The sequence below is a fragment of the Candidatus Mycobacterium wuenschmannii genome, assembly GCF_030252325.1.
GTDB classification, from domain to species: domain Bacteria; phylum Actinomycetota; class Actinomycetes; order Mycobacteriales; family Mycobacteriaceae; genus Mycobacterium; species Mycobacterium wuenschmannii.
Window position 1 is genome coordinate 660,112 of sequence record NZ_CP126981.1, and the last position, 24,475, is coordinate 684,586.

Below are 24,475 nucleotides of genomic sequence, written 5' to 3' on the forward strand. Positions count from 1 at the left end.
CGAAGCCATTACCTCAGGACGGTACGCACGCGCCGCAGATCGAGGATGCCCGGCGCGCCGATGTCGGTGGCAATTCGCGCCTGCATCTCCTTGATCTCGGAGAGATTCAACTTGCCCGGGGTGAACCCGGTGGCCTCGAATCGACGGGCACGCCGCGACTCGGCTTCGACGGCGTTGACGGGCGGTTCGTCGTACGCACGACCGCCCGGGTGGGCGACGTGGTATGTGCAGCCACCGCGGGACGTCGAGGTGGTCAGGTCGATCAGTTCGAACTGCAGCGGCCCGTCGACGGTGATGCTCGGGTGCAGCGCGCTGGGCGGCTGCCAGGCCCGGAAACGCACGCCACCGACATGCACGTCGGGGTTGTCGGTGGCCAGCAGCGGAACCGGATAGCCGTTGCAGGTCACCAGATACCGGTGTCGGTCGGCGCCGATGATGCGGACCTGCAGGCGCTCTACTGACGAGTCGACGTAGCGGGCGGTGCCGGTGGCCGTCGACTCCTCGCCGAGGGTGTTCCACGGCTCGATCGCGCCGCGCAACTCGATCTCGACACCGTCGAACACCGCCGTACCGATGCGCGGGAACCGGAATTCGGTGAACGGGTCCAGCCAGCTCGTCTCGAACGCGATGCCCTGCGCCCGCAAGTCCGCGGCGACGTCGGCAATGTCGTGAATTAGGAAGTGCGGCAACAGGTATCGACCATGCAGGTTCTCACCATGCCGGATCAGCGGTGCCCGCAGCGGTTCGTCCCAGAACCAGGACACCAGCGATCGCACCAGCAGCGACTGCACCATCGCCATCCGCAGATGCGGCGGCATCTCGAAGCCGCGCAGCTCTAGCAGGCCGAGTCGACCACGGAGGCTGTACGGGTTGTACAACTTGTCGATGCAGAATTCGGCGCGGTGGGTGTTGCCGGTGATGTCGGTGAGCAGATGCCGCAGAGCGCGGTCGATGATCCACGGCCGAGGCGCGTGGTCACCGGAAGCCGAAGTGAGCCGGTCGATTTCGGCGAACGCGATCTCGAGTTCGTACAGCGCCTCGCTGCGGCCCTCGTCCACCCGTGGCGCCTGCGAGGTGGTGCCGACAAACCGGCCGGCGAACAGATAGGACAACGATGGGTGTCGTTGCCAGTAGGTCAGCAGCGATACCAACAGGTCGGGCCGACGCAGCAGCGGCGAGTTCTTCGGCGTGACGCCGCCCAGGGTGATGTGATTGCCACCGCCGGTACCGCCGTGGCTGCCGTCGACGTCGAACGACTCCGTGGAAAGACGAGCCAAACGCGCCTGCTCGTACAGGGTTTCGAGCTGGCGGGTCTGTTCGGCGAAGCTGGCAGTCGGTGCGACGTTGACCTCGATCACGCCGGGGTCGGGCGTGATCGTCGTGGAGGTCAGTCGCGGGTCTGCCGGCGGGGCATAGCCTTCGATGACCACCCGTTGGCCGAGCGTGGCCGCGGCGGCGTGCACCCGGCCGATCAGATCGACGAAGTGATCGAGGGCTTCGGCAGGCGGCAGGAAGACGTACAGCAAGCCGTCGCGTGCCTCGGCCACCATCGCGGTCGTCGGGGCGTCTTCGTCGTCGTCCACCACAGCAGTGCCGTCCGTGGCCGTCAATTGGTCGTCGACGGTTGTCGGGTCGCTGGCGAACGATGGACGTGGCGGCTTCCAGCTGATCGAGTCCAGCGGCAATCGCAGACCAGCCGGCGAGTCGCCCGCGACCAGTACCACGCGTCCGCGGCGCAGCCGCCAGTTGGCGCTGGCCCAGCCCAGGTCGTCCTCCCGCCAATGCAGCGGAAGTACGAATGCTGTTGGCGTGGCGGTGGACTCGTCGAGTCGGGTGACCAGTTCGGCCCGCTCGGCCGGCGTATCGCGGCCGCTCTCCGGGTCCAGGTCGTCACCTGATGGCACCGGATCGCCCTGGGGTAACCGCGTTTTTGCGGACAGCTGGGACAGCGGGTCTTCGTATGCCGGTCGCACTTGGGATTCGGGCAGGCCCAGTTCGCCGGCGACGGCGGTCAGCAGGTCCCGCGCCGTCGAGGAGTTCGCCGGCGGATCGGTCGACGCGGGAGCCCAGGGGTCGGCAAGCAAGGTCTCGTCGGGCCACAGCGGTTCACCGTCGGTGCGCCAGTGCAGCCCAATCTGCCAGCGGGGCAACGGTTCACCGGGATACCACCGGCCCTGCCCGCGGTGCACCAGCCCGTGTGGCGCCCACTGCGCCTTGAGCCGGGCGGTCAGTTCCGAGGCGAGCCGGCGCTTGTGCGGACCGTCGGCGTCGGTGGTCCACTCGTCGTCGACCTGGTTGTCGACGGAGACGAAGGTGGGCTCGCCGCCCATCGTCAGCCGGACGTCACCGGCCGCCAACCGGTCATCGACGCCGCGGGCTACGTCCTGGATGGTCGCCCACGCCTGGTCGCTGTAGGGGAGTGTGACGCGTGGGTCCTCGTGAATACGGGTGACGGTGTTGGTGAATTCCAGCGTCGACTCGCATGGCTCGACACCGCCGGTGATCGGCGCCGCGCTGGCCGGGCTCGGTGTGGCGGCCAGCGGGATGTGGCCCTCGCCGGCGAACAGCCCCGATGTGGGGTCTAGTCCAATCCAGCCTGCTCCGGGGATGAAGACCTCGGCCCAGGCGTGCAGATCGGTGAAGTCGGCCGCCGGTCCGGACGGGCCGTCGAGCGCCTTGACGTCGGAGGTCAGCTGCACGAGGTAGCCGGAGACGAATCGCGCGGCCAGACCCATCTGCCGCGCGATCGACACCAGCAGCCAGGCGAAGTCGCGGCACGAACCCACCTTGGTGCGGAGCGTGAAATCCGGTGTCTGAACGCCATGTTCCATGCGCACGCTGTAGCCGAGGTCGGCGTTGATGCGCCGGTTGAGTTCGACGAGGTAATTGATCGTGCGGGTGCCCGGCGGCATCGCGAAGCCGTCCGCCCAGGCCCGCGCCAGCTCGCCGGGACCGGCGCCGGTGCCGTCCTCGTCGACGGGCTGCAGGTAGGGCTTCAGTTCGTCGGCCAGCGGCTCCGGGTAGCGGAAACCGCCGTCGGGCCAGGTCTCGGCCCAGTCTTCGATGAAGAAGTCGAACGGGTTGATCACCTTGAGGTCGGCGATGAGGCCGACGGTGATCCGCAGGTGGCTGGTCGGATTCGGGAAGGTCAGCCGATAGATGAAATTGCCGACCGCGTCCTGCTGCCAATTGACGAAGTGGTCGGACGGTTCGACGCGCAACGAGTAGGCCTCGATCGGCGTGCGCGAATGCGGGGCCGGGCGCAGCCGGACGACGTGGGGGAACACCCGGACCGGCCGGTCAAAGGTGTAGCTGGTGCGGTGCTCCAGCGCCACTTTGATGGTCATAACCGAAAATCTCATCACACCGGCCACCGGAGCGCAGTGCAGGTAGCTTGGGAAAGCCGTCGCGCGACGGTCACGACAGCCGCCACACAGAGAGCGAACGAAGCGATGTCTCAACAACCCGCCGCAGGGTGGTATCCGGATCCGAGCGGGGCACCGGGACAGAAGTATTGGGACGGGCGGCAGTGGCTCGAGTTACCCCCTGCCCCGCCCGCGCCCCCGGCGCCGTACGGCGTTGGTGCCGGCTACTTCGGTGTTGATCCCTACGGTCGGCCGTTGTCGGACAAGAGCAAGCTGGTGGCCGGGCTCCTGCAGTTGTTCCTCGGCGGCATCGGGGTCGGGCGCTTCTACCTCGGCTACATCGGTATCGGTTTCGCGCAAATCGCGATCACCGTCTTCACGTTGGGCTTTGCCGGCTGGATCTGGCCGCTGATCGACGCGATCCTGATTCTCACCGGCAAAGTGACCGATGCCGAGGGTCGAACGCTGCGCGATTGACACGGCTTCGTCTCGGCGGAGTGGCGTAACCCGAAATCCGCCTCGACCGTTCCTAGGATCGCTCGGGTGGATGATCGTTACGGTTCAGATGTTCTCGCGCGAGACCCGCACAACGCGCGCAAACCCCGGTCCACCGACCTGCCCATCGAACTCGGCATGGTCGTGGAAGACGCGCAGACGGGCTACGTCGGCGCCGTGGTCGGCGTCGAATACGGCCGGATGCAACTCGAGGACCGGCACGGTCGGCGCAAGCCGTTCCCGGTCGGCCCGGGATATCTGGTCGACGGCAAGCCGGTGATCCTGACCGCGCCGCGTGGCCCGGCGCCCACGACCGCATCCCGCACGGCATCTGGATCGGTGGCGGTGACCGGCGCGCGGGCCCGCGTGGCGCGGACCGGCCGCATCTATGTGGAGGGTCGGCACGACGCCGAACTCGTCGAGCAGGTGTGGGGCGACGACCTGCGGATCGAGGGTGTGGTGGTCGAATACCTTGGCGGCGTCGACGATCTCGTCGACATCGTCGGGAAGTTCCGGCCGGGCCCGCAGCGCCGACTCGGGGTGCTCGTCGACCATCTGGTGGCCGGCTCGAAGGAATCCCGGCTTGCCGACGCCGTGCACCGCGGTCCCGGCGGCGCGCACACGCTGGTCGTCGGTCACCCGTTCGTCGACATCTGGCAGGCGGTCAAGCCGGGGCGGCTCGGGTTGTCGCAGTGGCCGGTGATCCCGCGCGGAACCGAATGGAAGCACGGGATCTGCGAAGCGCTGGGCTGGCCGCACGCCGACCAGGCCGACATCGCCACCGCGTGGCGCCGCATCCGCGGCACGGTTCGCGACTGGACCGACCTCGATGCGGCACTGATCGGCCGGGTGGAAGAGCTGATCGACTTCGTCACCCAGCCGTAGCGGCTACGGAGCGGGTTGGGCGATCGGACCGCCGGACAGTTGCCGATAGGTGTAGGTCAAGATCAGGCCGGCCACCGGGAAGGCCACCAAAAGTCCTACGCCGCAAGCGAGTATGCCGACCACGTACACCAGACCCTGTACCACCAACGACAGCAGCGTTTCGCCGATGTGCGCGCGGACGGTGTCGATACTGGCCTTGAGCGCGTCGATCGGCGGCAGCGCCCGATCGAGGGCGAATGCGATGGTGAACACCGAGAGAAAGCCGAACACCAGGAGCGCCACAAAAGACAACAGCGCGCCGAGCAAGCCGGCCAACGAGATCAGGTTCAGCGCGGCATCGATCGCGCCGATCAGTGCGCCGGCCAGCACCACGTTGCCGAAGTTGCGGGGCTTGAGAAATGACGCGACGTTGACCGGCCGGCCGTCGGCCAGGTCGAGTCCGCCGGACAGGAACGCGGCCTGCACGAAGACGAACACGACGACCGACACGATGGAAAAGACCAGCGAGCCAACGGGTCCCAAGCCGACCGCGAACGACCCGCCGAAATCACTGCCGACGGCGGGGCCCTCGGCGGTGGCGCCACCCGCCACCGCGAAGATCAGGACGTCGAAGATCGCGATGACCGCGAAGTACACCACCGAGGCGAGCAGCATCGGGCCGATGTTTTTTGCGAAGTTCGCCCAGGCCCAGCTGAACGCGTCGCCGATGTTGAACCCGGACCCCGGCGTCGGACCGTAACCCGGCACACCGGAGTACCCCGGCGGCGGTCCGTACCCGGGCGGCGGCGGCGGATAACCCGGCGGCGGACCGTAACCCTGTTGCGGCGGCGGACCGTAGCCGGGAGGTGGTGGGGGAGCGCCATATCCGGGCGGCGGTCCGTATCCCGGCGGTGGTCCGTACCCGGGCGGCGGCCCAGGAGGCGGTCCGTAGCCCGGAGGCGGCGGATAGGCACCCGGGTTGGGGTTACCTCCGTACGGCTCGCTGGGATTGCCAGGGTGCTCCGGAGGTTGGCTCATTGCCGCTCCTGCCTTGTCGTCGGAAGTTATCAGGCGTGCGCTGTCGAGAACTTAGCAAGTATTCGCTCCCGCGGGCGCGACCGCCATACCCCGTCAATCAGGATCCATGCTGGTGCTTCGCGCAAACATCCAGCTGGTCAGAATGTGTCGGGCCGGCCGGAACTTCGGTGAAATACTGGCGCGATGAAGATCTTGCTGAGCCTTGCATGTGCCGCCACCGCGGCACTGGTGGCCGGGACCCCCGCCGCAACTGCGGACCCCAACGACGATCAGGACTTCCTCGGCATTCTGCATGTCACGGCGGTGCCGATCACGGACAGCGCGGCCAAGACCGAAGCACAGCAGGTATGCGCCGAGGAGTCGCAACCGGACGCTGCCTCCAATCAGGTTCGCACCAACCACCCTGACTGGAACCCCGGCGAGGTAGCCGATTTCGTCACCGCTGCGACAACCGCGTTGTGCCCTCCCGTGGCGTTGAAGGTCGGTAACTGATCGATTAGGGGCCGCGCGTCGGCTCGGGTTTGGCGACCGGTCGCGGCTGTCCGGACCCGCCCCGCCCCGTGCCGCCGGCGTGGTATGCCTGGAAACGTGCCAGAGAGTCTGTTCGACGTGCCCGACGGGGACGATCTCGGCGGGCCGACACTCGGCGGTTCGGCGGGTGCGCCACTCGCGGTGCGAATGCGGCCCGCCAGTCTCGAAGAGGTCGTGGGCCAAGATCACCTGCTGCAACCCGGATCGCCCTTGCGACGGCTCGTCGAGGGCTCGGGGATGGCATCGGCCATCCTCTACGGCCCGCCCGGCAGTGGGAAGACGACCTTGGCATCGCTGGTGTCCCAGGCCACTGGGCGCCGCTTCGAGGCACTGTCTGCGCTGTCGGCCGGCGTCAAGGAGGTCCGCGCCGTCATCGACACCGCGCGGCGCGCGGCCGCGCACGGCGAACAGACGGTCCTGTTCATCGACGAGGTGCACCGGTTCTCCAAGACCCAGCAGGACGCGTTGCTCGCCGCCGTCGAGAATCGGGTCGTGCTGTTGGTCGCGGCGACCACTGAGAATCCGTCGTTTTCCGTTGTGGCGCCGCTGTTGTCGCGATCGCTGATCCTGCAGCTGCATCCGTTGACCTCCGATGCGGTGCGCGTGGTTGTCCAGCGCGCGATCGACGATCCGCGCGGGCTCGGCGGTCGGGTGCAGGTGACGCCCGAGGCCGTCGATCTACTGGTTCGGCTGGCGGCGGGGGACGCCCGGCGGGCGCTGACCGCGTTGGAGGTCGCGGCCGAGGCGGGGGAGCACGTCACCGTCGACGTCATCGAACAGTCGCTGGACAAGGCCGCGGTTCGCTACGACCGCGATGGCGATCAGCACTACGACGTGATCAGTGCGTTCATCAAATCCGTACGAGGCAGCGACGTGGACGCCGCCCTGCATTACCTGGCCCGCATGCTGGTCGCCGGCGAAGATCCGCGCTTCGTCGCGCGCCGGCTGATGATCCTGGCCAGTGAGGACATCGGCATGGCCGATCCGCTGGCGTTGCAGACCGCGGTTGCCGCGGCGCAGACGGTCGCGCTGATCGGGATGCCCGAAGCCAAGCTGACGCTGGCGCATGCCACCATCTATCTCGCGACGGCGCCGAAGTCGAACGCCGTTACGTCGGCTATTGGGGCGGCGATGGGGGACATCAGTGCGGGTAAGGCGGGCCTGGTGCCACCGCACCTGCGCGACGGGCATTATTCGGGTGCGGCGACCCTGGGCAACGCCCAAGGCTACAAGTACTCCCATGACGACCCCGATGGGGTTGTGCCACAACAGTATCCGCCCGACGAGCTGGTCGGTGTCGACTATTATCGCCCGACCGGACGGGGCGCCGAGCGCGACATTGGAACGCGACTGGAGAAGCTACGGGCGATCATCCGCCGCGAACGCCGTTGACCAGCAGGCGATTCCGCTTACTCAGTCCGGCCTTCCGGGGTACTGGTGATGCTCAGCCACCAGCATTGTTGACGACCATTGTGGGAAACCGGCGATGATGTCGGCCACCGAGTCGGTCGTGAAGTCCGGAATAGGGCCATCGCCGAGTGCGTCGACGTTGCCCAGATACAGCTCGGCTCGGGCCGCGACGATCGTGGCAGCGTGGGTACCGCCGGCGGTCCGCAATGTGTAGGCGCCGTCGCTGAATCGTGGCTCCCAGTCTCCCCATCGGGCTTTCCAATCGGTCGAGCCGAGTTGACGGCCGCCGTCGTCCGACCAGTCGACACTGGCCACGCCGGTGAGAACGGCCAGAGCTGTGTTGTACTCGGGAAAACCGAGCGCGCCGCGCAGGTCTAGCAGCAGGCCGACGCGACCTCGCTGGGCAGACAGGCGGATGTCGACCAGCTCGGCCTCGTTCAAGGAATCCGATTCGATCAGCGGATTCGCTTGGTCCGTCTGTCGCGATGCGACGTCGGGCGTGAAGTGGTAGAGCTGGTCGATCGAGTAGGAACCCACGTCCCAATCCTTTCAGCGGCCATGACGATCGCGAGATCTGACGTCACAACGGGATGTGCCAATACGGGTCGCTCGGCTTAACAGTCTGCCCGGTATGGGGATTCACGGCCTGGCCCGAAATATTTTGGTAGCTCGCATAGCCGGTGGGTTGCGGATAGGGGCCGCCGGTAACCGGCTCCATGACCCGAATGGTCTCCACGCGTGGGTCCAGGCCTGGCGCGCCCTGGATCGGGTAATTCCATCCCTTGCCGCTTTTTGCCCGCGTCCCCGGTGCGCCGGGTGGCACGCCCGGAAGATCCTCACCGGTCACCGGGTCTCGCACCGTGACCGGGCGGATTTCGGGCGGTCCCTTCTGACATGACTTCAGATTGGCGATGATCGTCGCCTTCTCGGCGTTCTGCGCCTCGGCTTCAGCGTTGTAGGCGTTGACCGCAGCCACGTCAGATGCGTTGGGCGGGTTGGCATTATGCTGATCCACCCGCGCCTTCCAGTCATTGGCGTTTGCCAGCGCCTGCTCGCACGACATCGCCGACGCCACGGGTGCGGCGAGGACCGGTCCACTCAACATCGAGACAGCAGCGACAATTGCGAGGATCAGCCTTGGCCGCCAGCTAAGCCGAAAGCGCTCTGCCGTAGTCAGATTCATATCGGATACGACGATAGGGCACACGCAGCCGGGGCTAGAACGCTATTTTTCGGGTCTCGCCGCAGGCTCGCCTGTCGTAAGCATCGCCGAGACTTCACGCATGGCGAGGCATGTTGGCGGCTGAGTTGCCGGCACGCCGAACGTCGTCACCGTTATTGGAAGCCATGCGTCGACATCAGGCAACTCGGGTCGGTGGGCTTGAAATCTGATATATCAGATGTTAGACATCAATGATGACTTCCCGAAAGATGGCGCTCGTCGCCTTCATGCAAGCTGGCAGCACGTCGGTGTACGCAGGCTCCTGGCGGCACCCGGCAACCGAACACGGCTACCTCGACGCCTCGTACTACGCCAAGATCGGCCGGACCCTCGAAGAGGGCTGCTTCGACCTGATGTTCTTCGACGACCGGCTGGCCATGCCCGGCATCTACGGCGGCTCGGTCGCCGACGCCGTCAAGTACGGCGCGCGGCCGGTCAAGCTGGACCTGTCCATTGTGTTGGGCGTGCTCGCGCAGGCCACCTCGCACATCGGGCTGGGCGCGACCGGGTCGACTACCTACTACACGCCGTTCCACATCGCCCGGACCTTCGCCACCCTCGACCACCTCTCTCGCGGCCGCGCGGCCTGGAACATCGTCACGTCGGTCAACGACAGCGAGGCGCAAAACTTCGGCCTGGAAACGCATTTGGGCCACGACGCCCGCTACGACCGCGCCGAGGAATTCCTCGAGGCCACCGTCGGATTGTGGGAGACCTGGGAGGACGACGCGATCCTGCACGACCGGGTCAACGGCATCTACGCCGACCCGGACAAGGTGCACGAGCTACACCACAACGGCGAGTACTTCTCCGTTCGCGGGCCACTCACCGTGCCGCGTACGCCACAGGGCCGCCCGGTGCTGATCCAGGCCGGCTCGTCGGGCCGCGGACGTGAATTCGCTTCGCGCTGGGCTGATTTGATCTTCACCGGCGACCCGGGCATCGAGGTTGCCCGTGATCACTACGCCGACCAGAAGGCGCGCATCGGCGCCGCGGGTCGCGACCCGGAGTCGGTTAAGCTCTGTCCGATGGCTTATGCAGTGGTCGGTGAGACCGAGGATCACGCCAAGGAACGCGAACAGGTGTTCCTCAATGAGCTGGTGCACCCGATGGCCTCGCTGACCCTGCTGTCGGAGTTGATGAACTACGACTTCGCCCAGCACGACCTCGACGACCCGATCACCGACGAGCTGATCGCGAACGTGTCCGGAATCCGCGGTCTGGTGCAGAACCTGCGCGCCCATATCGGCGACACGATCACCCTGCGTGACCTGGCCGGCCACCGCGCGACCCTGTTGCAGGGCCCGCGCTTCGTCGGCACCGGCAAGCAGGTCGCCGACCAGATGGAGGAGTGGTTCCACGGCGGAGCCTGCGACGGATTCGTCTTGGCCGCAACGCATCTGCCGGGTGCATTCGAAGACGTGGTGCGCATGGTGGTGCCGGAACTGCAGCGCCGCGGGTTGTTCCGCGATTCCTATGAAGGGTCGACGCTGCGCGACCATCTCGGACTGCCACGGCCGGTCGGCGCGCCCGCCTACGCATGATGCTCGAGGGGATCCGGGTTCTCGACGTCGCGACGCTCGCCGCCGCGCCCCTGGCCGCCACCTACCTCGGCGAATTCGGCGCCGAGGTCATCAAGGTCGAGCAACCGGACGGCGGCGACCCCATCCGCACCTGGGGCAATCAGGTCGACGGTGTCGGCCTGATGTGGAAGTCGTTGTCGCGCAACAAGAGTTCGATAACCCTCAACCTACGGGTTCCGGAGGGTCAGGCGCTGCTGCGCCGGTTGGCCGCACACGCCGACGTGGTGATCGTCAACACCCGGCCGGCGACCCTGCGCAAGTGGGGTGTGGACTACGAGGCGCTGCGGGCGGTCAACGACAAGATCGTGATGCTGCACATCACCGGCTACGGGCTGTCCGGGCCGAAAAGTGAACGGCCGGGCTTCGGCACGCTCGGTGAGGCGATGAGTGGGTTCGCCAACATCACCGGTGCGGAGGGCGGCCCGCCGACGTTGCCGCCGTTCATGCTTGCCGACGGGGTGGCGTCGCTGAACGCCGCGTACGCGGTGATGATGGCGCTGTATCACCGCGACGTGCACGGCGCATCGGGCCAACTGATCGACATCAACCTGATCGACCCGCTGGCTCGACTGCTCGAGCAGACACTTCTCGGCTACGACCAACTCGGGCTGGTACCGACCAGGGCGGGCAACCGCTGGGACATCTCTGCGCCGCGCAACACCTACCAGACCTCCGACGGCAAATGGCTGGCAATGTCGGGCAGCTCACCGGCGTTGGCGCTGAGGGTGTTTCGTGCGATCGGGCGCGCCGACCTGGTCGACGACGCCGACTTCTCCGACCCGCAGCGTCGTCTCGCGCGGGCCCGCGAGGTCGACCAGGTGGTCGCCGACTGGGTGGCCACCAAGACCCTCGACGAGGCGATGGCCGTGCTCGACGCCGCCGAAGTTGCCGCCGCGCCGGTATACGACATCACTCAGCTGGTCGCCGACGAGCAGCTCACGCACCGGGAGGTTTTCGTCAAGGTCGCCGATGACGAACTCGGTGCGATGACGGTGCAGGCCCCGGTGCCGCGGTTCTCCGGCGCGACCGGTCGGGTCGGCCATCTCGGCCCGCGGATCGGTGCGAACAACGTCGAGGTGTACGGCGAGCTACTGGGCCTGAGCGCCAACGACATTGACGACCTGCGCGCCCGCGGCGTGCTGTGAAAGGAATTCAGTAGATGACGTCACTGCTGCGCCGCTCGGAACTCGCGGTGCCCGCGGCCAACGACAACATGTTCGCCAAGGCCGCCGCATCCGAAGCCGATCTGGTCTTCCTGGACCTCGAGGACGCCACCGCACCCGCGCACAAGGAGGCGGCGCGCGGCAAGGCCATCGCCGCGCTCAACGACCTCGACTGGGGGCGCACCGCGCGGGCAATCCGGATCAACGGCCTGGACACCCCGTGGTGCCACGACGACATCGTCGAGGTCGTGACCGGCGCCCGGAACAACCTCGACACCATCATCATCCCGAAAGCGCTTCGCGCACGCGATGTTTGGTGGGTGGACGTGTTGCTCTCCCAGCTGGAGGCCAAACTCGGCCTCGACCGGCAGATCCGCCTCGAGGTGTTGATCGAGGAGGTCGAGGGCCTGGCCAACGCCGAGGAGATCGCCGCCGCCAGCCCGCGCCTGGACGCGGTCATCTTCGGCGTCGGCGACTTCTCGCTGTCGCAGGGTGCCCGGGTGGATACTAACTTCGATCCACTCGGCGAGTATCCCGGCGACTTCTGGGCCTACGCCCGCAACAAGGTGATCGTCGCCGCCCGGATCGCCGGCATCGACGCCATCGACGCGCCCTACCCGGACTACGGGAATCTGGAGGGCTACGAGCGCGACGCGCGACGGGCCGCGCTGATGGGCTACACCGGAAAGTGGTGCATCCACCCGAGCCAGATCGAGGTGGCCAACGGGGTGTACGCGCCGACCGAGGAGGAGATCGCGCTGGCCGAGCGCAACGTCGCGGCCTACCGCGAAGGTGAGCAAAAAGGCCTCGGCGCGGTCGGAGTCAACGGTGTGCTGGTCGACGCGGCGCACGTGAAGATGGCGCAAGCCACGCTGGCGCGTGCCGCACTGATCGCCAAAGGCTAACTGGCCGGGGCTATTTCGTCCCATTCGGGTCTTTGACCGCGCCGACGATCTGGTCGACGATCCGGTTTGCCTGGTCGGTGATCTCGAAACCACACGCCTTGACGTCGACCACGTAGTTGGACACCGTGCTCAGCGCCCGCTGGCAGGTGTAGCCGGGATCGCCGACCTTGGTGTAGGTCAGCAGGACCTTCGGTGCCTCACCGGTGGGCGAGTTGATCGTCCAGGTGTATTTGCGGCGATCGGTGTAGGTGACGGTTGCGGTCTTGCCGCTGCACGCCTTCCACTGATCGGCGGCCTTGGCAACGAAGTTGAACGGCTGGTCGGAGTTCGCCGGGAAGATCGCGACGTCCTGATCGACGAACTGGTTCTTGCTCTCGCCGGCCCGCGGCAGCCCGCCGGGCTTCTGCAGCGTCCGCCAGGCCAGACCCAGTTCACCGCTGTCCTGGTAGGTGCTTGTCAGCCCGGGGTACAGCGCGCCCATGCAGTCCGCCGCCGAGACGTCGATCGTGCTGCTCTGCTTCATCGCCTGGTTGCCGCGCTCGACGGTCTTCATGTCCGAGGCGCCCATCACCGCATTGATCTCGGTGTCGTTGAGCAGCATCGCGTCCAGCGGGTTGGCCGCCGGTTTGGTCAGGACCACCTTGAGCGCCACCCCGGCCACGACGGCGACGACGACGCCGGCGATCGCGGCGAAGATCCAGCGGCGCCGCGACGGTGGCCGAGTCATACCACTCGGCGGTGGCGGCACCGGCGCGGGCGGTAGGGGAGCGGGCGGCCCCGGCGGCATCGGCTGGGCGGGGAACGACGGCAGCGATGGAACCGATTGCAGCGCAGCCGGATCGGCCGTCGCCATCGCCTGCGGAGCCGACATGGTCGGCACGGTCATCGGACCGGAAGTGTGCGCGGTGTTGAACGGGACCGTGACCGACGACGTGGCCGGGCCCGCCTCCATGGCGGCCAGGGTGGCATCGATCTCGGTTCGGATCCGCCATGTCACGTCGGGCCGGTCCCGCAGTTGGCACAGCAGTTGGGTGATGTCCCGGAAGGCGGTCGGATCGTGACGGTCGTCGTCCAGCCGGTCTTTGAGCTCGGTGATCAGCTCGGTCTGCTGATGCCGGCTGAGTTCGGGCCGCGAGAGCGCGGCGGCCAGGCGCATCAGGTAGGCGAACGGCACGGGCGGCTCGGGGGGTTGCGGCCAGGGCAGCGGCGGGATCTGCGACTGGCGCTGCTGCACCGAGGACAGCAGCCGAAGGGTGCTCTGCTTGTCGGGTTGGCGGAAGTCGAGGATCTGGCGCGCCGCGAGCGGCGTGACGCGCAGGCTGTCGACCGGACCGATCTGGACCGGCAGGATGGGCCGGCGCAGTGCCTCGGCGTAGTTCAACTCGGCTTGGCACGGCTTGGATGCCAGGGAGTTGTTGGAGACCGCGACGATGAACACCTCGGAGCGGCGGATCTGCTCGAGGATGGCGTGCCACCACGCCTCGCCGCCGCCCAGCTTGTCGTCCCACCACACCTGCTGGCGCGCGCGACGCAGCGATGTCAGGAGTGGCTCGATGAGCGCCCTGTCCTGACTGGCGTAGCTGACGAAGAGCATGAATTTTTCCCTGGGGCGTACCTAAAATTTTCCGAAGTATAAGGTCCGGTAACGCTGATCACCTGGTTAAAGCACGGAATGTGGTGTGTTCGACGTCACTGGGTAGCGCGGCGCGGTCTCGTCGATGTCGACAATCTGCAGACCGACCGCGGCCAGCATCGCCGGGATCGCGCGGACGAAGTTGGTGTCCCATTCGGCGATATCGCCGGGCAACTCGTGCCACGGGACGAAATGCGGGTCGGTCTTGACCCCGGCGTCCATCTTCTCCTGCGCCCAGCGGTCGTGCTCCATGATGCTCAGCCTGGTGAGTTCCTCGTCGGTGAAGGTGAATTCCTTTGCCTGCCAATCACGTAGCGGCGTGATCTCGCAGCCGATGCTGCGCAGCTTGACCGCGATGTGGCGGGCCTGGGCGCGGTTGGACTTCTTCAGCGACTCGCTCAGCGCCGACCACAACGGCACCGACGCGCCGCCGTCGGGCTGCATCAGTCGGTAGCGGCGGTGGATCTCGTGCGCGATCGCTTCGAAGGAACCGCCCTCGACCAGTTCCACGGTGCAGGTCTCCTGCAGCATCTTGACGACGGCGAGGTTGGCGCTGGGCGGCGTCGTCGAGTGCTGGAACAGGTCGGCGACACCGTAGGCCCGCCACAGCGCGGCCACCACCGGCACGGCCGGGTCGAGCGCGTGCCGCAGTTTCAGGGCCGTCTCGACCGACCGCTCGTCGTGTTGCGCGGTCACGTAGGCGTGGGTGACGGGCTCGCCGCCGAGGCGCGCGAGGTCGCGGACCGACAGCGAATGGCTGGTGAAGGTGCAGACCTGCTCGAGGGCCGGGTGGTCGTCGAGCAGCGCGGCAATCCGCTCGCCGGCGTGCTCGCCGACGACGGTGACCGGCAGCGGCGTCGAGGTATCGGTGCGCTTGTCGTTCCAGATCCGGGCCGCGTGCAGGATCAGCTCGGACCCGAGGGTGTCGAGGTGGGCGACCAGGATGTGCGGCCGGGCGCTGGTGGTGAAGGGGTAGCGGTCCAGCAGCAGGCGGGCGCCGATCTCGTCGGTGTTGAAGAAGTCCAGGGCCGTCTGGTCGTCGCCGTGGTTGGACTCCTCGATGCGCAGGAAGACGCACAGGCTCGGGTCGCTCACCCGTGCCAGGCATTGCAACCGTCGCTTGTTGTTCACCAGTCGCCGAGCCCGCGTGATGATTTCGGTGTTCACCACGCTGTCGGGGGTGACGGCCAACAGTCGGGAGGCGCGCTGGACACCGGCCGCCTCCAGCGTCGACTTCAATTGCGCGTCACCGACGATCACCGGATAGCCCCAATCGCGGCAGGCCTCGATGCGCGGGTTGTCCGGGTCCGCCTCGATCACGATCGCCTTATAGCCGGCCAGTCGTAGTTGGCGCAGGAACTCGAAGCCGACGTAACCCAGCCCGCACAGCACGACGTGGTTGCGCCGCAACGGGATGAGCATCTGCTGTACCCGGTCGTGCAGCAGCGAGATCAGCGCGATCAGCGCCGCCCACCCCGCGACGATCGGCGCGAGGTAGCGGGCGATGTCCAACGCGTAGCCGACGTGCGTCTCGGGTTGCGGGGCGGCGTGCAGCAGGAACAGCTTGGCGGCGCCGTAGATCGCGTCCGACAGCGAATGGTGGCCGCCGCCCTCCGGCACGTAGGAGAAGTAACCCCACATTCCCAGCAGGAAAGCCAGGATGCCGGCCGGTGCGAGGACCCAGTACCAGCGAGGGTTGGTCAGGAAGGCCAAGATCTTCTGTTGAAACGTGCGGGGCGGCGCGTCCTGGCCGCTCGTGCTCGATGCGCTCAACGCGTCTCCACCCATTCCACCCCGGGACTCGAAGTCACCCCGCCTGTTTCGCCGAGGATCGTACCTTGACCTTTGCTGGACTCGGCACGTCAAACCGCAGATCCGTAGGCTGGTCGAATGAATTCGGATGTGCTGGATGTGGACACCGCGCGTCGCCGCATCGTCGACGTGACCGACTCCGTGCGGGCCTTCTGTTCTCCACGCGGCGACGGGCTGTGCAACATCTTCGTCCCGCACGCGACGGCCGGGGTCGCGATCATCGAGACGGGCGCGGGATCCGACGACGACCTGATCGACACCCTGGAGCGATTACTGCCCCGCGACGACCGCTACCGGCACGCACACGGGTCGTTCGGCCACGGCGCCGACCATGTGATGCCCGCTATCGTCGCGCCGTCGATCACGGTGCCGGTGCAGGCGGGCGAGCCGTTGCTGGGCACCTGGCAGAGCGTCGTGTTGGTCGACCTGAACCGCGACAACCCGCGGCGTTCGGTCCGGCTGTCGTTCGTACAGGGCTAGGCGCACTCGTCGGATGTCCGAGGCGGTGAACCGGCCCGGTACTGTGGTGCGGTCGAAAGAGGCTGGTGACAGCCAGGCTGAACAGGAAGTTGGGAAGTGCAGACACACGAGATCAGGAAGAGGTTCCTCGATCATTTCGTGACGGCGGGCCACACCGAGGTGCCGAGCGCGTCGGTGATCCTCGACGACCCCAACCTGCTATTCGTCAACGCCGGCATGGTGCAGTTCGTCCCGTTCTTCCTCGGCCAGCGCACGCCGCCGTACGCGACCGCGACCAGCATCCAGAAATGCATCCGCACGCCCGACATCGACGAGGTCGGGATCACCACCCGGCACAACACCTTCTTCCAGATGGCCGGCAACTTCTCGTTCGGCGATTACTTCAAGCGCGAAGCCATCCAGCTGGCCTGGAGCCTGCTGACCAATCCGGTCGACGACGGCGGCTACGGCTTCGACCCGGAAAGACTCTGGGCCACCGTCTATTTCGACGATGACGAGGCCATCGAGCTGTGGCGTGAGATCGCCGGCCTGCCGGTCGAGCGCATCCAGCGGCGCGGGATGGCCGACAACTACTGGTCGATGGGGATCCCCGGGCCGTGTGGACCGTCGTCGGAGATTTACTACGACCGGGGTCCGGATTTCGGCGTCGACGGCGGCCCCGAGGCCAACGAGGACCGCTACATCGAGATCTGGAATCTCGTGTTCATGCAGAACGAGCGCGGCGAGGGAACCAGCAAGGACGACTTCGAGATCCTGGGGCCGTTGCCGCGCAAGAACATTGACACCGGCATGGGCATCGAGCGGGTCGCGTTTCTGCTGCAGGACGTGGCCAACGTCTACGAGACCGATCTGCTGCGCCCGGTCATCGACGTGGTTGTCAGCCGATCTCCCCGCGGCTACAACGTCGGCAATCACGCCGACGACGTGCGCTACCGCATCATCGCCGACCACAGCCGCACCGCGGCCATCCTGATTGCCGACGGCGTCACCCCCGGCAACGACGGACGCGGCTACGTGCTGCGCCGGTTGCTGCGGCGCGTCATCCGGTCGGCCAAACTGCTCGAGATCGACGGCCCGATCGTCAGCGAGCTGATGGCCACGGTCCGCGACGCGATGGGCCCGTCCTACCCCGAGCTGGTCGCCGACTTCGACCGGATCAAACGCATCGCGGTCGCCGAGGAGACGGCGTTCAACCGGACGCTGCAATCAGGCTCGCGGCTCTTCGAAGAGGCGGCCGGCGCCACCAAGGCCGCCGGCGCGAGCGTGCTGTCCGGGTCGGACGCCTTCACGTTGCACGACACCTACGGGTTCCCGATCGAGCTCACCCTCGAGATGGCCGCCGAGGCGGATCTGAAGGTCGATGAGCTCGGCTTCCGCGAGCTGATGTCCGAGCAGCGCCGCCGCGCGAAGGCCGATGCGGCGGCCCGCAAGCATGCCCATGCCGACCTGACCGCCTACCGCGAACTGGTAGACGCCGGGCCGACCGAATTCACCGGTTTCGACGAATTGATCTCGCAGGCAAAGATTCTGGGGATCTTCGTCGACGGTAAACGGGTGCCCGTCGTGTCGCACGGTACCGAAGAGGCGGCTGGGTCCGATCGCGTCGAACTCGTGCTGGACCGCACCCCTCTCTACGCCGAGTCCGGTGGGCAGGTGGCCGACGCGGGAACCATCAACGGCACCGGATCCAGCGAGACCGCCCGCGCCGCCGTCACCGACGTGCAGAAGATCGCGAAAACCCTGTGGGTGCATCGCGTCAACGTGGAGTCGGGGGAGTTCGTCGAGGGTGACACGGTCGTCGCGGCCGTGGACCCCGACTGGCGCAAAGGTGCCACACAGGGCCACTCCGGCACCCACATGGTGCACGCTGCGCTGCGACAGGTGTTGGGCCCCAATGCCGTTCAGGCCGGGTCGTTGAACCGGCCGGGTTATCTGCGATTCGACTTCAACAGCCAGGGCGCGCTGAGCCCCGAGCAACTCAGCCAGGTCGAGGAAGTCACCAACGAGGCGGTGCAGGCCGACCACGAGGTACACACCTTCACCGAAAAGCTGGAAAAGGCCAAAGCGATGGGCGCGATGGCCATGTTCGGCGAGTCCTACCCGGACGAGGTGCGCGTCGTCGAGATCGGCGGGCCGTTCTCGCTCGAACTGTGTGGTGGCACCCACGTGCACAACTCGGCGCAGATCGGGCCGGTGACGATTCTCGGCGAGTCATCGGTGGGTTCCGGCGTGCGCCGGGTGGAGGCCTACGTCGGACTGGAGTCGTACAAGCACCTGGCCAAGGAGCGTGCGCTGATGGCGGGCCTGGCGTCGTCGCTCAAGGTGCCCTCCGACGAGGTGCCGGCCCGGGTCGCGAATCTTGTCGAGCGACTGAAGGTCGCGGAAAAGGAAATCGAACGCAACCGGCTGGCGAACGCTCGGGCAGCTGCGGCAAACGCCGCCGCCGGGGCTCAGCACGTCGGTAACGTCCGTCTGGTGGCGCAGCGAATGTCGGCCGGCATGACGGCCGCCGATCTGCGGACGCTGGTGGGTGACATCCGGGGCAAGCTCGGCAACGACCCCGCCGTCGTCGCGCTGATCGCGGAGGCCGAAGGCGGCAGCGTCCCCTACGCCGTCGCCGCCAATGCGGCAGCCCAGGATCTCGGCCTGCGCGCCAACGACTTGGTCAAGCAACTCGCGGCAGCCGTCGACGGAAGAGGTGGCGGCAAGGCCGATCTCGCGCAGGGCTCGGGCAAGGACGCCGCGGGCATCGATGCCGCGCTCGACGCGCTGCGGGCCGAGATCTCCAGGGCCGGCTGAGTGGACTCGTCGCATCGCCTGCCGGACCGGCCCGGTGGGGACGACCCCGGACCGGGACGACGACTCGGCATCGACGTGGGCAGCGTGCGGATCGGCGTCGCTGCCAGCGACCCCGACGGCATTCTCGCCACGCCGGTTGAGACGGTGCGCCGCGACCGGACCACAAGACACCTGCGCCGGCTGGTCGAGCTGGTGACGGAGAACCAGGCCGTCGAGGTCGTGGTCGGGCTGCCCCGAACCCTGGCCGACCGCACCGGCCCGGCGGCGCTGGACGCCATCGAGGTGGCGGACGCGCTGGCCGGCAAGATCGCGCCGGTCCCGGTGCGGATGGCCGACGAGCGATTGACGACGGTCAGTGCCCAGCGCTCCCTGCGCCAAGCCGGGGTGCGGGCGAAGGGTCAGCGTAGGGTCATCGACCAGGTGGCGGCCGTGGCGATCCTGCAGGGTTGGCTCGATGAACGCCGCGCCATGCTGCCCGGGGAGGTCAACGGTGTCTGACAGCCCGGAGCGGCCTCGTCTCCGCGGCGTTCGCAAGCGCGGCGAAGCCGGGCGCAGCGGGGCGCCGTTAGACACGGGCGGCGTTCGCAAGCGCGGCGAAGCCGGTGTTCGCCCGCGCGCGGCAGGCGAGCGACCCGGACCGGTGGCGGTGGGCTCGTCACGTCGTGGACGGTCACGCGCCGACCGGATCCGCGCCGAGCGGGACCGTCGGCGCCGCAACACGACTCGCGGCATCCTGGTCAGCCTGACCATCGGGGTGATCATCGCGGCGGCGTTCGTCGGCTCGAAACTGTGGCGTGGTGGATCGGCCAACGACTTCGCCGGCGACGGGAAGCAGGACCTGGTGGTCGAGGTGCACGCCGGTGATTCGACGACCGTGATCGGCGAGACGCTGCACACGCAGCACGTTGTCAAGACCGTCAAGGCGTTTCTCGAAGCGGCACAAGGCAATCAGGCGATCACGGCGATCCAGCCCGGCTACTACCGGCTGCGCTCCGAGCTGCCGGCGGCCACGGCGTTGCAACGCCTGGTTGCCCCCGGCAGCCGGGTCGGCAAGCTGGTGATCCCCGAGGGTCAGCAACTCGACGACACCGCAGATGTCAAGACCAACGAGACCACGCCCGGCATCTTCACGATGATCGAGAAGGCCACTTGCGTCGAGTTGGACGGCAACAAGCACTGCGTCAGCTCGGCCGATCTTCGTGCGGCCGCCGAAAAGACCTCGATACCATCGCTTTTGGTGCCGCCCTGGGCCGTGCCATCGGTGACGGCGATGGGCAACGACCACCGCCGGGTCGAGGGTCTGATCGCCCCCGGCACGTGGAACGTCAACCCGTCGGCGTCGCCGGAGGAGATCCTGTCGACGCTGATCAACTCCAGCGCCGAGCTCTACATGAAGTCGGGCCTGCAGGACACCGCCACCGCGATGAACACGTCGCCGTACAACATTCTGGTGGTGGCATCGCTGGTGCAGCGCGAGTCCAAGCCGCAGGACTTCGCGAAAGTGGCTCGGGTGATTTACAACCGGCTCACCGAGCACCGCAAGTTGGAATTCGACTCGACCGTGAACTATCCGCTGGACCGTCGCGAGGTCGCCACCACCGACGGCGACCGCGCGCAGCCCACGCCGTGGAACACCTATGCCTCCGAGGCGATGCCTGCGACGCCGATCTGCTCGCCCGGTGTCGACGCCCTCAAGGCCGCCGAGCATCCGGAAGAGGGCGACTGGCTGTACTTCGTCACCATCGACACCCAGGGCACGACGTTGTTCACCCGGGACTATCAACAGCATCTGGCCAATATCGAGCTGGCCAAGCGCAACGGTGTCCTCGACAGTGCACGGTAGCCGGGCTCCCCGGAAAGCTGCGGTTCTCGGCTCGCCGATCGCCCATTCGCGCTCCCCGCAGTTGCATCTGGCCGCTTATCGCGCGCTGGGCCTGGATGGCTGGACGTACGACCGCATCGAGTGCAATGCCGACCAATTACCCGGTGTGGTAAGCGAATTCGGGCCCGAATGGGTGGGCGTCTCGGTGACGATGCCCGGCAAGTTCGCGGCGCTGCGCTTCGCCGACGAGCGAACCGAACGGGCCGAACTCGTCGGGTCGGCCAATACGCTGCTGCGCACCCCGCACGGTTGGCGGGCCGACAACACTGACGTCGACGGCGTCAAGGGAGCCTTGGGCGAGGCGACGGGCGCGGCGGTGGTGGTCGGTTCCGGTGGTACCGCCCCGGCGGCGGTAGTGGCCTTGGCCGAACTCGGCGTCACCGACATCACCGTGGCTGCCCGCAATCCCGACAAGGCGGCGGGTCTCGTCGAATTGGCCGGCCGCGTCGGCGCGACGGCCCGGTTCTGCGACCTCAACGGCGGGTCGCTTGCCGATGCGGTCGCCGGCGCCGGGGTTGTGGTGAGCACGTTGCCCGCCGACGTCGCGGCCGGCTATTCCGGCGAGTTCACCGGCACGCCAGTGCTGCTCGACGCGATCTACAACCCGTGGCCGACGCCGCTGGCCGAGGCGGTGAGCGCCGCGGGCGGGCGCGTTATCGGCGGTCTGCAGATGCTGCTGCACCAGGCCTTCGCGCAAGTCGAACAATTCACAGGTATGCCCGCTCCGCGAGCGGCGATGGAGTCGGCGTTGGATTAGCCTGCCGCTCAGTGTCAGGGTGAGGTGCCGCAGGAGGTTGCGGTGGTTGGATCCTGATCACCCGGTGTCTGGCTCATAGCCTGCCTGCCGCCTTTGGGTTGGCGTTCATGCGTTTTGTCGACGCCGGGTGTGAAGGACCGGCCGGCGTGACTTGATAGGAGCGTGGCACCGCCCCCACTGAGATGTGTCCGCCGACCGGCCCAACCGTCACCTCACAGTGAATGGAGGCAATCACCATGGTTGTTGTTGGAGCCGACGTACACAAGCACACGCACACGTTCGTCGCCGTCGATGAGGTGGGGCGCAAGCTTGGCGAGAAGACTGTTAGGGCTGTCACCGCCGGTCATGCCGAGGCAGTGATGTGGGTCCGCGAGCGCTTTGGCACCAAGGTGGTGTGGGCGATCGAGGATTGTCGGCATTTGTCGGCGCGGTTGGAACGGGATCTGCTCACCGCTGGCCAGCAGGTGGTGCGGGTACCGCCGAAGTTGATGGCTCAAGCCCGGGCCTCAGCGCGTACTCGTGGTAAGTCTGACCCGATTGATGCGCTGGCGGTTGCGCGGGCGTTTCTTCGCGAACCCGACCTACCTGTCGCATCTCACGATGAGGTGTCGCGCGAGTTGAAGCTGTTGGTGGATCGCCGGGAAGTCCTTGTGGCACAACGGACTGCGATGATCAACCGGTTGCGCTGGCGGGTTCACGAACTCGATCCCGAGCGTGCCCCGGTTCCGGCTTCGTTGGACCGCTCCAAACATCGCGTGCTGTTGGGCGCTTGGTTGGTGACGGTGCCCGGTCTGGTTGCCGAGTTGGCCCGCGATGAGCTCGCCGACATTACCCGGCTGACCGAAGCAATCGAGGCACTGGCTAACCGGATCGGTTCGCGAGTACGCGCGGTTGCGCCTGCGCTGCTGGCGATGCCCGGGTGCGGGGAATTGACCGCGGCCAAGCTGGTCGGTGAAACAGCCGGGGTAACTCGTTTCAAAAGTGAGGCCGCCTTCGCCCGCCATTCCGGGGTGGCGCCCATTCCGGTGTGGTCGGGCAATACCGCGGGGCGGGTTCGGATGACCCGTTCGGGCAACCGGCAACTCAACGCCGCCCTGCATCGCATAGCCGTCACTCAGATCCGCCTCGAGGGCTTGGGCCGCACTTACTACCGACACCGCCTTGCTATAGGCGACTCCAACTCCGAAGCCCTGCGTTGCCTCAAACGCCGCCTGGCCCGCGTCGTTTTCAGCCACCTCCACACCGACCAGCAACACCGAACTAAGCCCTGCCAACCGGCAGCGGCTTGACATAGGAGAAACGCATGCTGATTGCACTGGCATTGCTGTGGATGGCCGCGCTGAGTTGGTTCGACGTCCGAGAGCGGCGGCTGCCCAACTGGCTGACCATGCCCGGGTTTGCGGCGATCGTCGTGGCGGCAGGGGTCACCGGACGCGGCGCCGCGGCGCTCACCGGGGCGGGCCTGTTGGCCGTCGTCTACCTGGCAGTACACCTGCTGTCGCCCGCAGCGATGGGTGCTGGCGATGTCAAGCTGGCGCTCGGATTGGGTTCGCTGACAGCATGTTTCGGACCCGAGGTGTGGGTGCTCGCCGCGGTCGGGGCGACGCTGTTGACGGCGGTCATCGGGACCGTGGCGCGGGTGGGCTGGTCTGTGGCGACGGTGCCGCACGGCCCGTCGATGTGTGCGGCCAGCGCGGCGGCGGTGCTTCTAGGGTGACCGCCAGAAGTCGGCGACGGTGTTGGCGATCAGGTCGGTGTCGAGCAGCAGCGGGCTGACATGGCCCGCGCCGCGCAGCCGGACCACCCGGGCGTCGGGCATCGTTGCCGCCGCGGCCTCGGCCTCCGCGGGCGACCACTGCTGGCCGTCGACGTCTCCGGTGAGGAACAGCGTGGGCGCGGTGATCGCGGGCAGCTTGTCGGTCAACGGCTGCCAGCGGTGCATGAATCGGATCGTGCGCCGCATCGATTCACGGTCGGCGTGCAGGAACGCCTCGACCATCTCCGCGGCCCGGTCCGGTTGCGCCTCGAACGCCTCGGCGCCGAGCAGCGTGTCGAACAGCGGCTTGGCGATCACCGGACTGGGCCCGGTCAGCCGGTAGAGCAGCGCAAGCGGATAGCTCGTCGTCCAGCGTTGCCGCCGACCGACCGGCAGCAGTGGCGCGTTGATGGTGACCAGGCTGCGCACGCGGTCGGATCGCTCGGCGGCCAGCGTGATGCCCACATGGCCACCCCACGCATTGCCGACCCAGTCCACCGGTTCGTCGATGCCGAGCTGATCGAGCACGTCGACGGCCGCCCGAGCGCAGTCGTCGAGGGTGAAATCGCGGTGGATAGGATCACTGCCGCCGTAGCCGGGGCCGTCGACGACCACCAGCCGTCGGTGCGCGCCGAGGGCGTCGGCGAGCGGACCCCAGCTACGCGAGTCGACCCAGAGGCTGTGCCACAGCAGGGCCGGCGGCCCGGAGCCGATCTGTCCGACATTGAGCCGTCCCAGCGAGGTGCGCACCAACTCCTGCATGTCGGCATTATCCGCAAT

21 protein-coding genes are annotated in these 24,475 nt (G+C 67.3%); 14 read left to right on the forward strand and 7 right to left on the reverse strand.

Annotation, left to right across the window (positions count from 1 at the left end; genetic code table 11):
- Positions 1-8: 8 nt before the first annotated feature.
- Positions 9-3,347 (reverse strand): transglutaminase family protein, encoded by a 3,339-nt coding sequence (locus tag PT015_RS03385; RefSeq protein WP_285188805.1) that lies wholly within the window; start codon positions 3,345-3,347, stop codon positions 9-11.
- Positions 3,348-3,452: 105 nt separating this feature from the next.
- On the opposite strand from PT015_RS03385, the gene PT015_RS03390 reads away from it, so the two are divergent.
- Together PT015_RS03390 and PT015_RS03395 are read left to right on the forward strand one after the other, a co-directional pair.
- The gene (locus PT015_RS03390) at positions 3,453-3,842 is read left to right on the forward strand and encodes an NINE protein (RefSeq protein ID WP_285188806.1); all 390 of its coding nucleotides are present in this window, start codon (positions 3,453-3,455) and stop codon (positions 3,840-3,842) included.
- A 66-nt stretch (positions 3,843-3,908) separates the two neighbouring features.
- Positions 3,909-4,745, forward strand: coding sequence for a DUF3097 domain-containing protein (locus tag PT015_RS03395; protein ID WP_285188807.1), 837 nt, complete (start codon positions 3,909-3,911; stop codon positions 4,743-4,745).
- Positions 4,746-4,748: 3 nt separating this feature from the next.
- Here PT015_RS03395 and PT015_RS03400 read toward each other — a convergent pair whose 3' ends face one another.
- Positions 4,749-5,762, reverse strand: a complete 1,014-nt coding sequence (locus PT015_RS03400; RefSeq protein ID WP_285188808.1) for a DUF2189 domain-containing protein — start codon at positions 5,760-5,762, stop codon at positions 4,749-4,751.
- A 183-nt stretch (positions 5,763-5,945) separates the two neighbouring features.
- Here PT015_RS03400 and PT015_RS03405 point away from each other — a divergent pair, with 183 nt between their 5' ends.
- Positions 5,946-6,254 carry a DUF732 domain-containing protein gene (locus tag PT015_RS03405; protein ID WP_285188809.1) on the forward strand — a complete coding sequence of 103 codons (309 nt, stop codon included), beginning with the start codon at positions 5,946-5,948 and terminating at the stop codon, positions 6,252-6,254.
- Between the two features lie 96 nt (positions 6,255-6,350).
- Entirely contained in the window at positions 6,351-7,685 is a 1,335-nt protein-coding gene (locus PT015_RS03410; protein ID WP_390887923.1) for a replication-associated recombination protein A, read from the forward strand.
- 21 nt (positions 7,686-7,706) lie between these two features.
- On the opposite strand, the gene PT015_RS03415 is transcribed toward PT015_RS03410, so the two are convergent.
- Both PT015_RS03415 and PT015_RS03420 read right to left on the reverse strand, forming a co-directional pair.
- A complete protein-coding gene (locus PT015_RS03415) occupies positions 7,707-8,240 on the reverse strand; it encodes a hypothetical protein (RefSeq protein ID WP_285188812.1) in 534 nt (177 codons plus the stop codon).
- Positions 8,241-8,283: 43 nt separating this feature from the next.
- Complete coding sequence (locus PT015_RS03420; protein WP_285188813.1) at positions 8,284-8,886, reverse strand: hypothetical protein; 603 nt, start codon at positions 8,884-8,886, stop codon at positions 8,284-8,286.
- 233 nt (positions 8,887-9,119) lie between these two features.
- Between PT015_RS03420 and PT015_RS03425 the strand changes: the two genes are divergently transcribed.
- The 3 genes from PT015_RS03425 to PT015_RS03435 are packed head-to-tail and all read left to right on the forward strand — an operon-like array spanning position 9,120 to position 12,576.
- The gene (locus PT015_RS03425) at positions 9,120-10,469 is read left to right on the forward strand and encodes an LLM class flavin-dependent oxidoreductase (RefSeq protein WP_285188815.1); all 1,350 of its coding nucleotides are present in this window, start codon (positions 9,120-9,122) and stop codon (positions 10,467-10,469) included.
- Positions 10,469-11,653 carry a CaiB/BaiF CoA transferase family protein gene (locus PT015_RS03430; RefSeq protein ID WP_285188817.1) on the forward strand — a complete coding sequence of 395 codons (1,185 nt, stop codon included), beginning with the start codon at positions 10,469-10,471 and terminating at the stop codon, positions 11,651-11,653. The genes PT015_RS03425 and PT015_RS03430 overlap by 1 nt, the downstream gene beginning before the upstream one ends.
- A 14-nt stretch (positions 11,654-11,667) precedes the next feature.
- Positions 11,668-12,576, forward strand: a complete 909-nt coding sequence (locus PT015_RS03435; RefSeq protein ID WP_285188818.1) for an HpcH/HpaI aldolase/citrate lyase family protein — start codon at positions 11,668-11,670, stop codon at positions 12,574-12,576.
- A 10-nt stretch (positions 12,577-12,586) separates the two neighbouring features.
- Here the strand turns inward: PT015_RS03435 and PT015_RS03440 are convergent, their stop codons facing one another.
- Both PT015_RS03440 and PT015_RS03445 read right to left on the reverse strand, forming a co-directional pair.
- The gene (locus PT015_RS03440) at positions 12,587-14,170 is read right to left on the reverse strand and encodes a sensor domain-containing protein (protein ID WP_285188820.1); all 1,584 of its coding nucleotides are present in this window, start codon (positions 14,168-14,170) and stop codon (positions 12,587-12,589) included.
- A gap of 66 nt (positions 14,171-14,236) precedes the next feature.
- A complete protein-coding gene (locus PT015_RS03445) occupies positions 14,237-15,982 on the reverse strand; it encodes a potassium channel family protein (RefSeq protein ID WP_285188821.1) in 1,746 nt (581 codons plus the stop codon).
- Positions 15,983-16,111: 129 nt separating this feature from the next.
- On the opposite strand from PT015_RS03445, the gene PT015_RS03450 reads away from it, so the two are divergent.
- The 7 genes from PT015_RS03450 (at position 16,112) to PT015_RS03480 (ending at position 23,656) form a co-directional block, all read left to right on the forward strand.
- Complete coding sequence (locus PT015_RS03450) at positions 16,112-16,501, forward strand: secondary thiamine-phosphate synthase enzyme YjbQ (protein WP_285190904.1); 390 nt, start codon at positions 16,112-16,114, stop codon at positions 16,499-16,501.
- Between the two features lie 96 nt (positions 16,502-16,597).
- Positions 16,598-19,300 carry an alanine--tRNA ligase gene (gene alaS / locus PT015_RS03455; RefSeq protein ID WP_285188823.1) on the forward strand — a complete coding sequence of 901 codons (2,703 nt, stop codon included), beginning with the start codon at positions 16,598-16,600 and terminating at the stop codon, positions 19,298-19,300.
- Positions 19,301-19,798, forward strand: coding sequence for a Holliday junction resolvase RuvX (gene ruvX, locus PT015_RS03460; RefSeq protein ID WP_285188824.1), 498 nt, complete (start codon positions 19,301-19,303; stop codon positions 19,796-19,798). It begins immediately after the preceding gene.
- Positions 19,799-19,946: 148 nt separating this feature from the next.
- On the forward strand, positions 19,947-21,143 hold the full coding sequence (gene mltG, locus PT015_RS03465; RefSeq protein ID WP_285190905.1) for an endolytic transglycosylase MltG: 1,197 nt from the start codon (positions 19,947-19,949) through the stop codon (positions 21,141-21,143).
- A complete protein-coding gene (locus tag PT015_RS03470) occupies positions 21,133-21,939 on the forward strand; it encodes a shikimate dehydrogenase (RefSeq protein ID WP_285190906.1) in 807 nt (268 codons plus the stop codon). Before mltG ends, PT015_RS03470 begins: the two co-directional genes overlap by 11 nt.
- Before the next feature lie 221 nt (positions 21,940-22,160).
- Complete coding sequence (locus PT015_RS03475; protein ID WP_449247814.1) at positions 22,161-23,228, forward strand: IS110 family transposase; 1,068 nt, start codon at positions 22,161-22,163, stop codon at positions 23,226-23,228.
- Between the two features lie 14 nt (positions 23,229-23,242).
- Positions 23,243-23,656: a prepilin peptidase gene (locus PT015_RS03480; protein WP_285188826.1), complete on the forward strand. Its 414-nt coding sequence runs from the start codon at positions 23,243-23,245 to the stop codon at positions 23,654-23,656.
- Here PT015_RS03480 and PT015_RS03485 read toward each other — a convergent pair.
- The gene (locus PT015_RS03485) at positions 23,648-24,457 is read right to left on the reverse strand and encodes an alpha/beta fold hydrolase (RefSeq protein ID WP_285188827.1); all 810 of its coding nucleotides are present in this window, start codon (positions 24,455-24,457) and stop codon (positions 23,648-23,650) included. The genes PT015_RS03480 and PT015_RS03485 overlap by 9 nt on opposite strands.
- Positions 24,458-24,475 lie beyond the last annotated feature (18 nt).

Excerpts from the sequence above, each read along its gene's own strand:
- PT015_RS03435 (WP_285188818.1), top strand. The coding sequence starts at position 11,668 with ATGACGTCACTGCTGCGCCGCTCGGAACTCGCGGTGCCCGCGGCCAAC.
- PT015_RS03485 (WP_285188827.1), bottom strand. The coding sequence starts at position 24,457 with ATGCAGGAGTTGGTGCGCACCTCGCTGGGACGGCTCAATGTCGGACAG.
- PT015_RS03440 (WP_285188820.1), bottom strand. The coding sequence starts at position 14,170 with ATGCTCTTCGTCAGCTACGCCAGTCAGGACAGGGCGCTCATCGAGCCA.
- PT015_RS03475 (WP_449247814.1), top strand. The coding sequence starts at position 22,161 with ATGGAGGCAATCACCATGGTTGTTGTTGGAGCCGACGTACACAAGCAC.
- PT015_RS03390 (WP_285188806.1), top strand. The coding sequence starts at position 3,453 with ATGTCTCAACAACCCGCCGCAGGGTGGTATCCGGATCCGAGCGGGGCA.
- PT015_RS03480 (WP_285188826.1), top strand. The coding sequence starts at position 23,243 with ATGCTGATTGCACTGGCATTGCTGTGGATGGCCGCGCTGAGTTGGTTC.
- PT015_RS03420 (WP_285188813.1), bottom strand. The coding sequence starts at position 8,886 with ATGAATCTGACTACGGCAGAGCGCTTTCGGCTTAGCTGGCGGCCAAGG.
- PT015_RS03425 (WP_285188815.1), top strand. The coding sequence starts at position 9,120 with ATGACTTCCCGAAAGATGGCGCTCGTCGCCTTCATGCAAGCTGGCAGC.
- PT015_RS03430 (WP_285188817.1), top strand. The coding sequence starts at position 10,469 with ATGCTCGAGGGGATCCGGGTTCTCGACGTCGCGACGCTCGCCGCCGCG.
- PT015_RS03385 (WP_285188805.1), bottom strand. The coding sequence starts at position 3,347 with ATGACCATCAAAGTGGCGCTGGAGCACCGCACCAGCTACACCTTTGAC.
- PT015_RS03400 (WP_285188808.1), bottom strand. The coding sequence starts at position 5,762 with ATGAGCCAACCTCCGGAGCACCCTGGCAATCCCAGCGAGCCGTACGGA.
- PT015_RS03405 (WP_285188809.1), top strand. The coding sequence starts at position 5,946 with ATGAAGATCTTGCTGAGCCTTGCATGTGCCGCCACCGCGGCACTGGTG.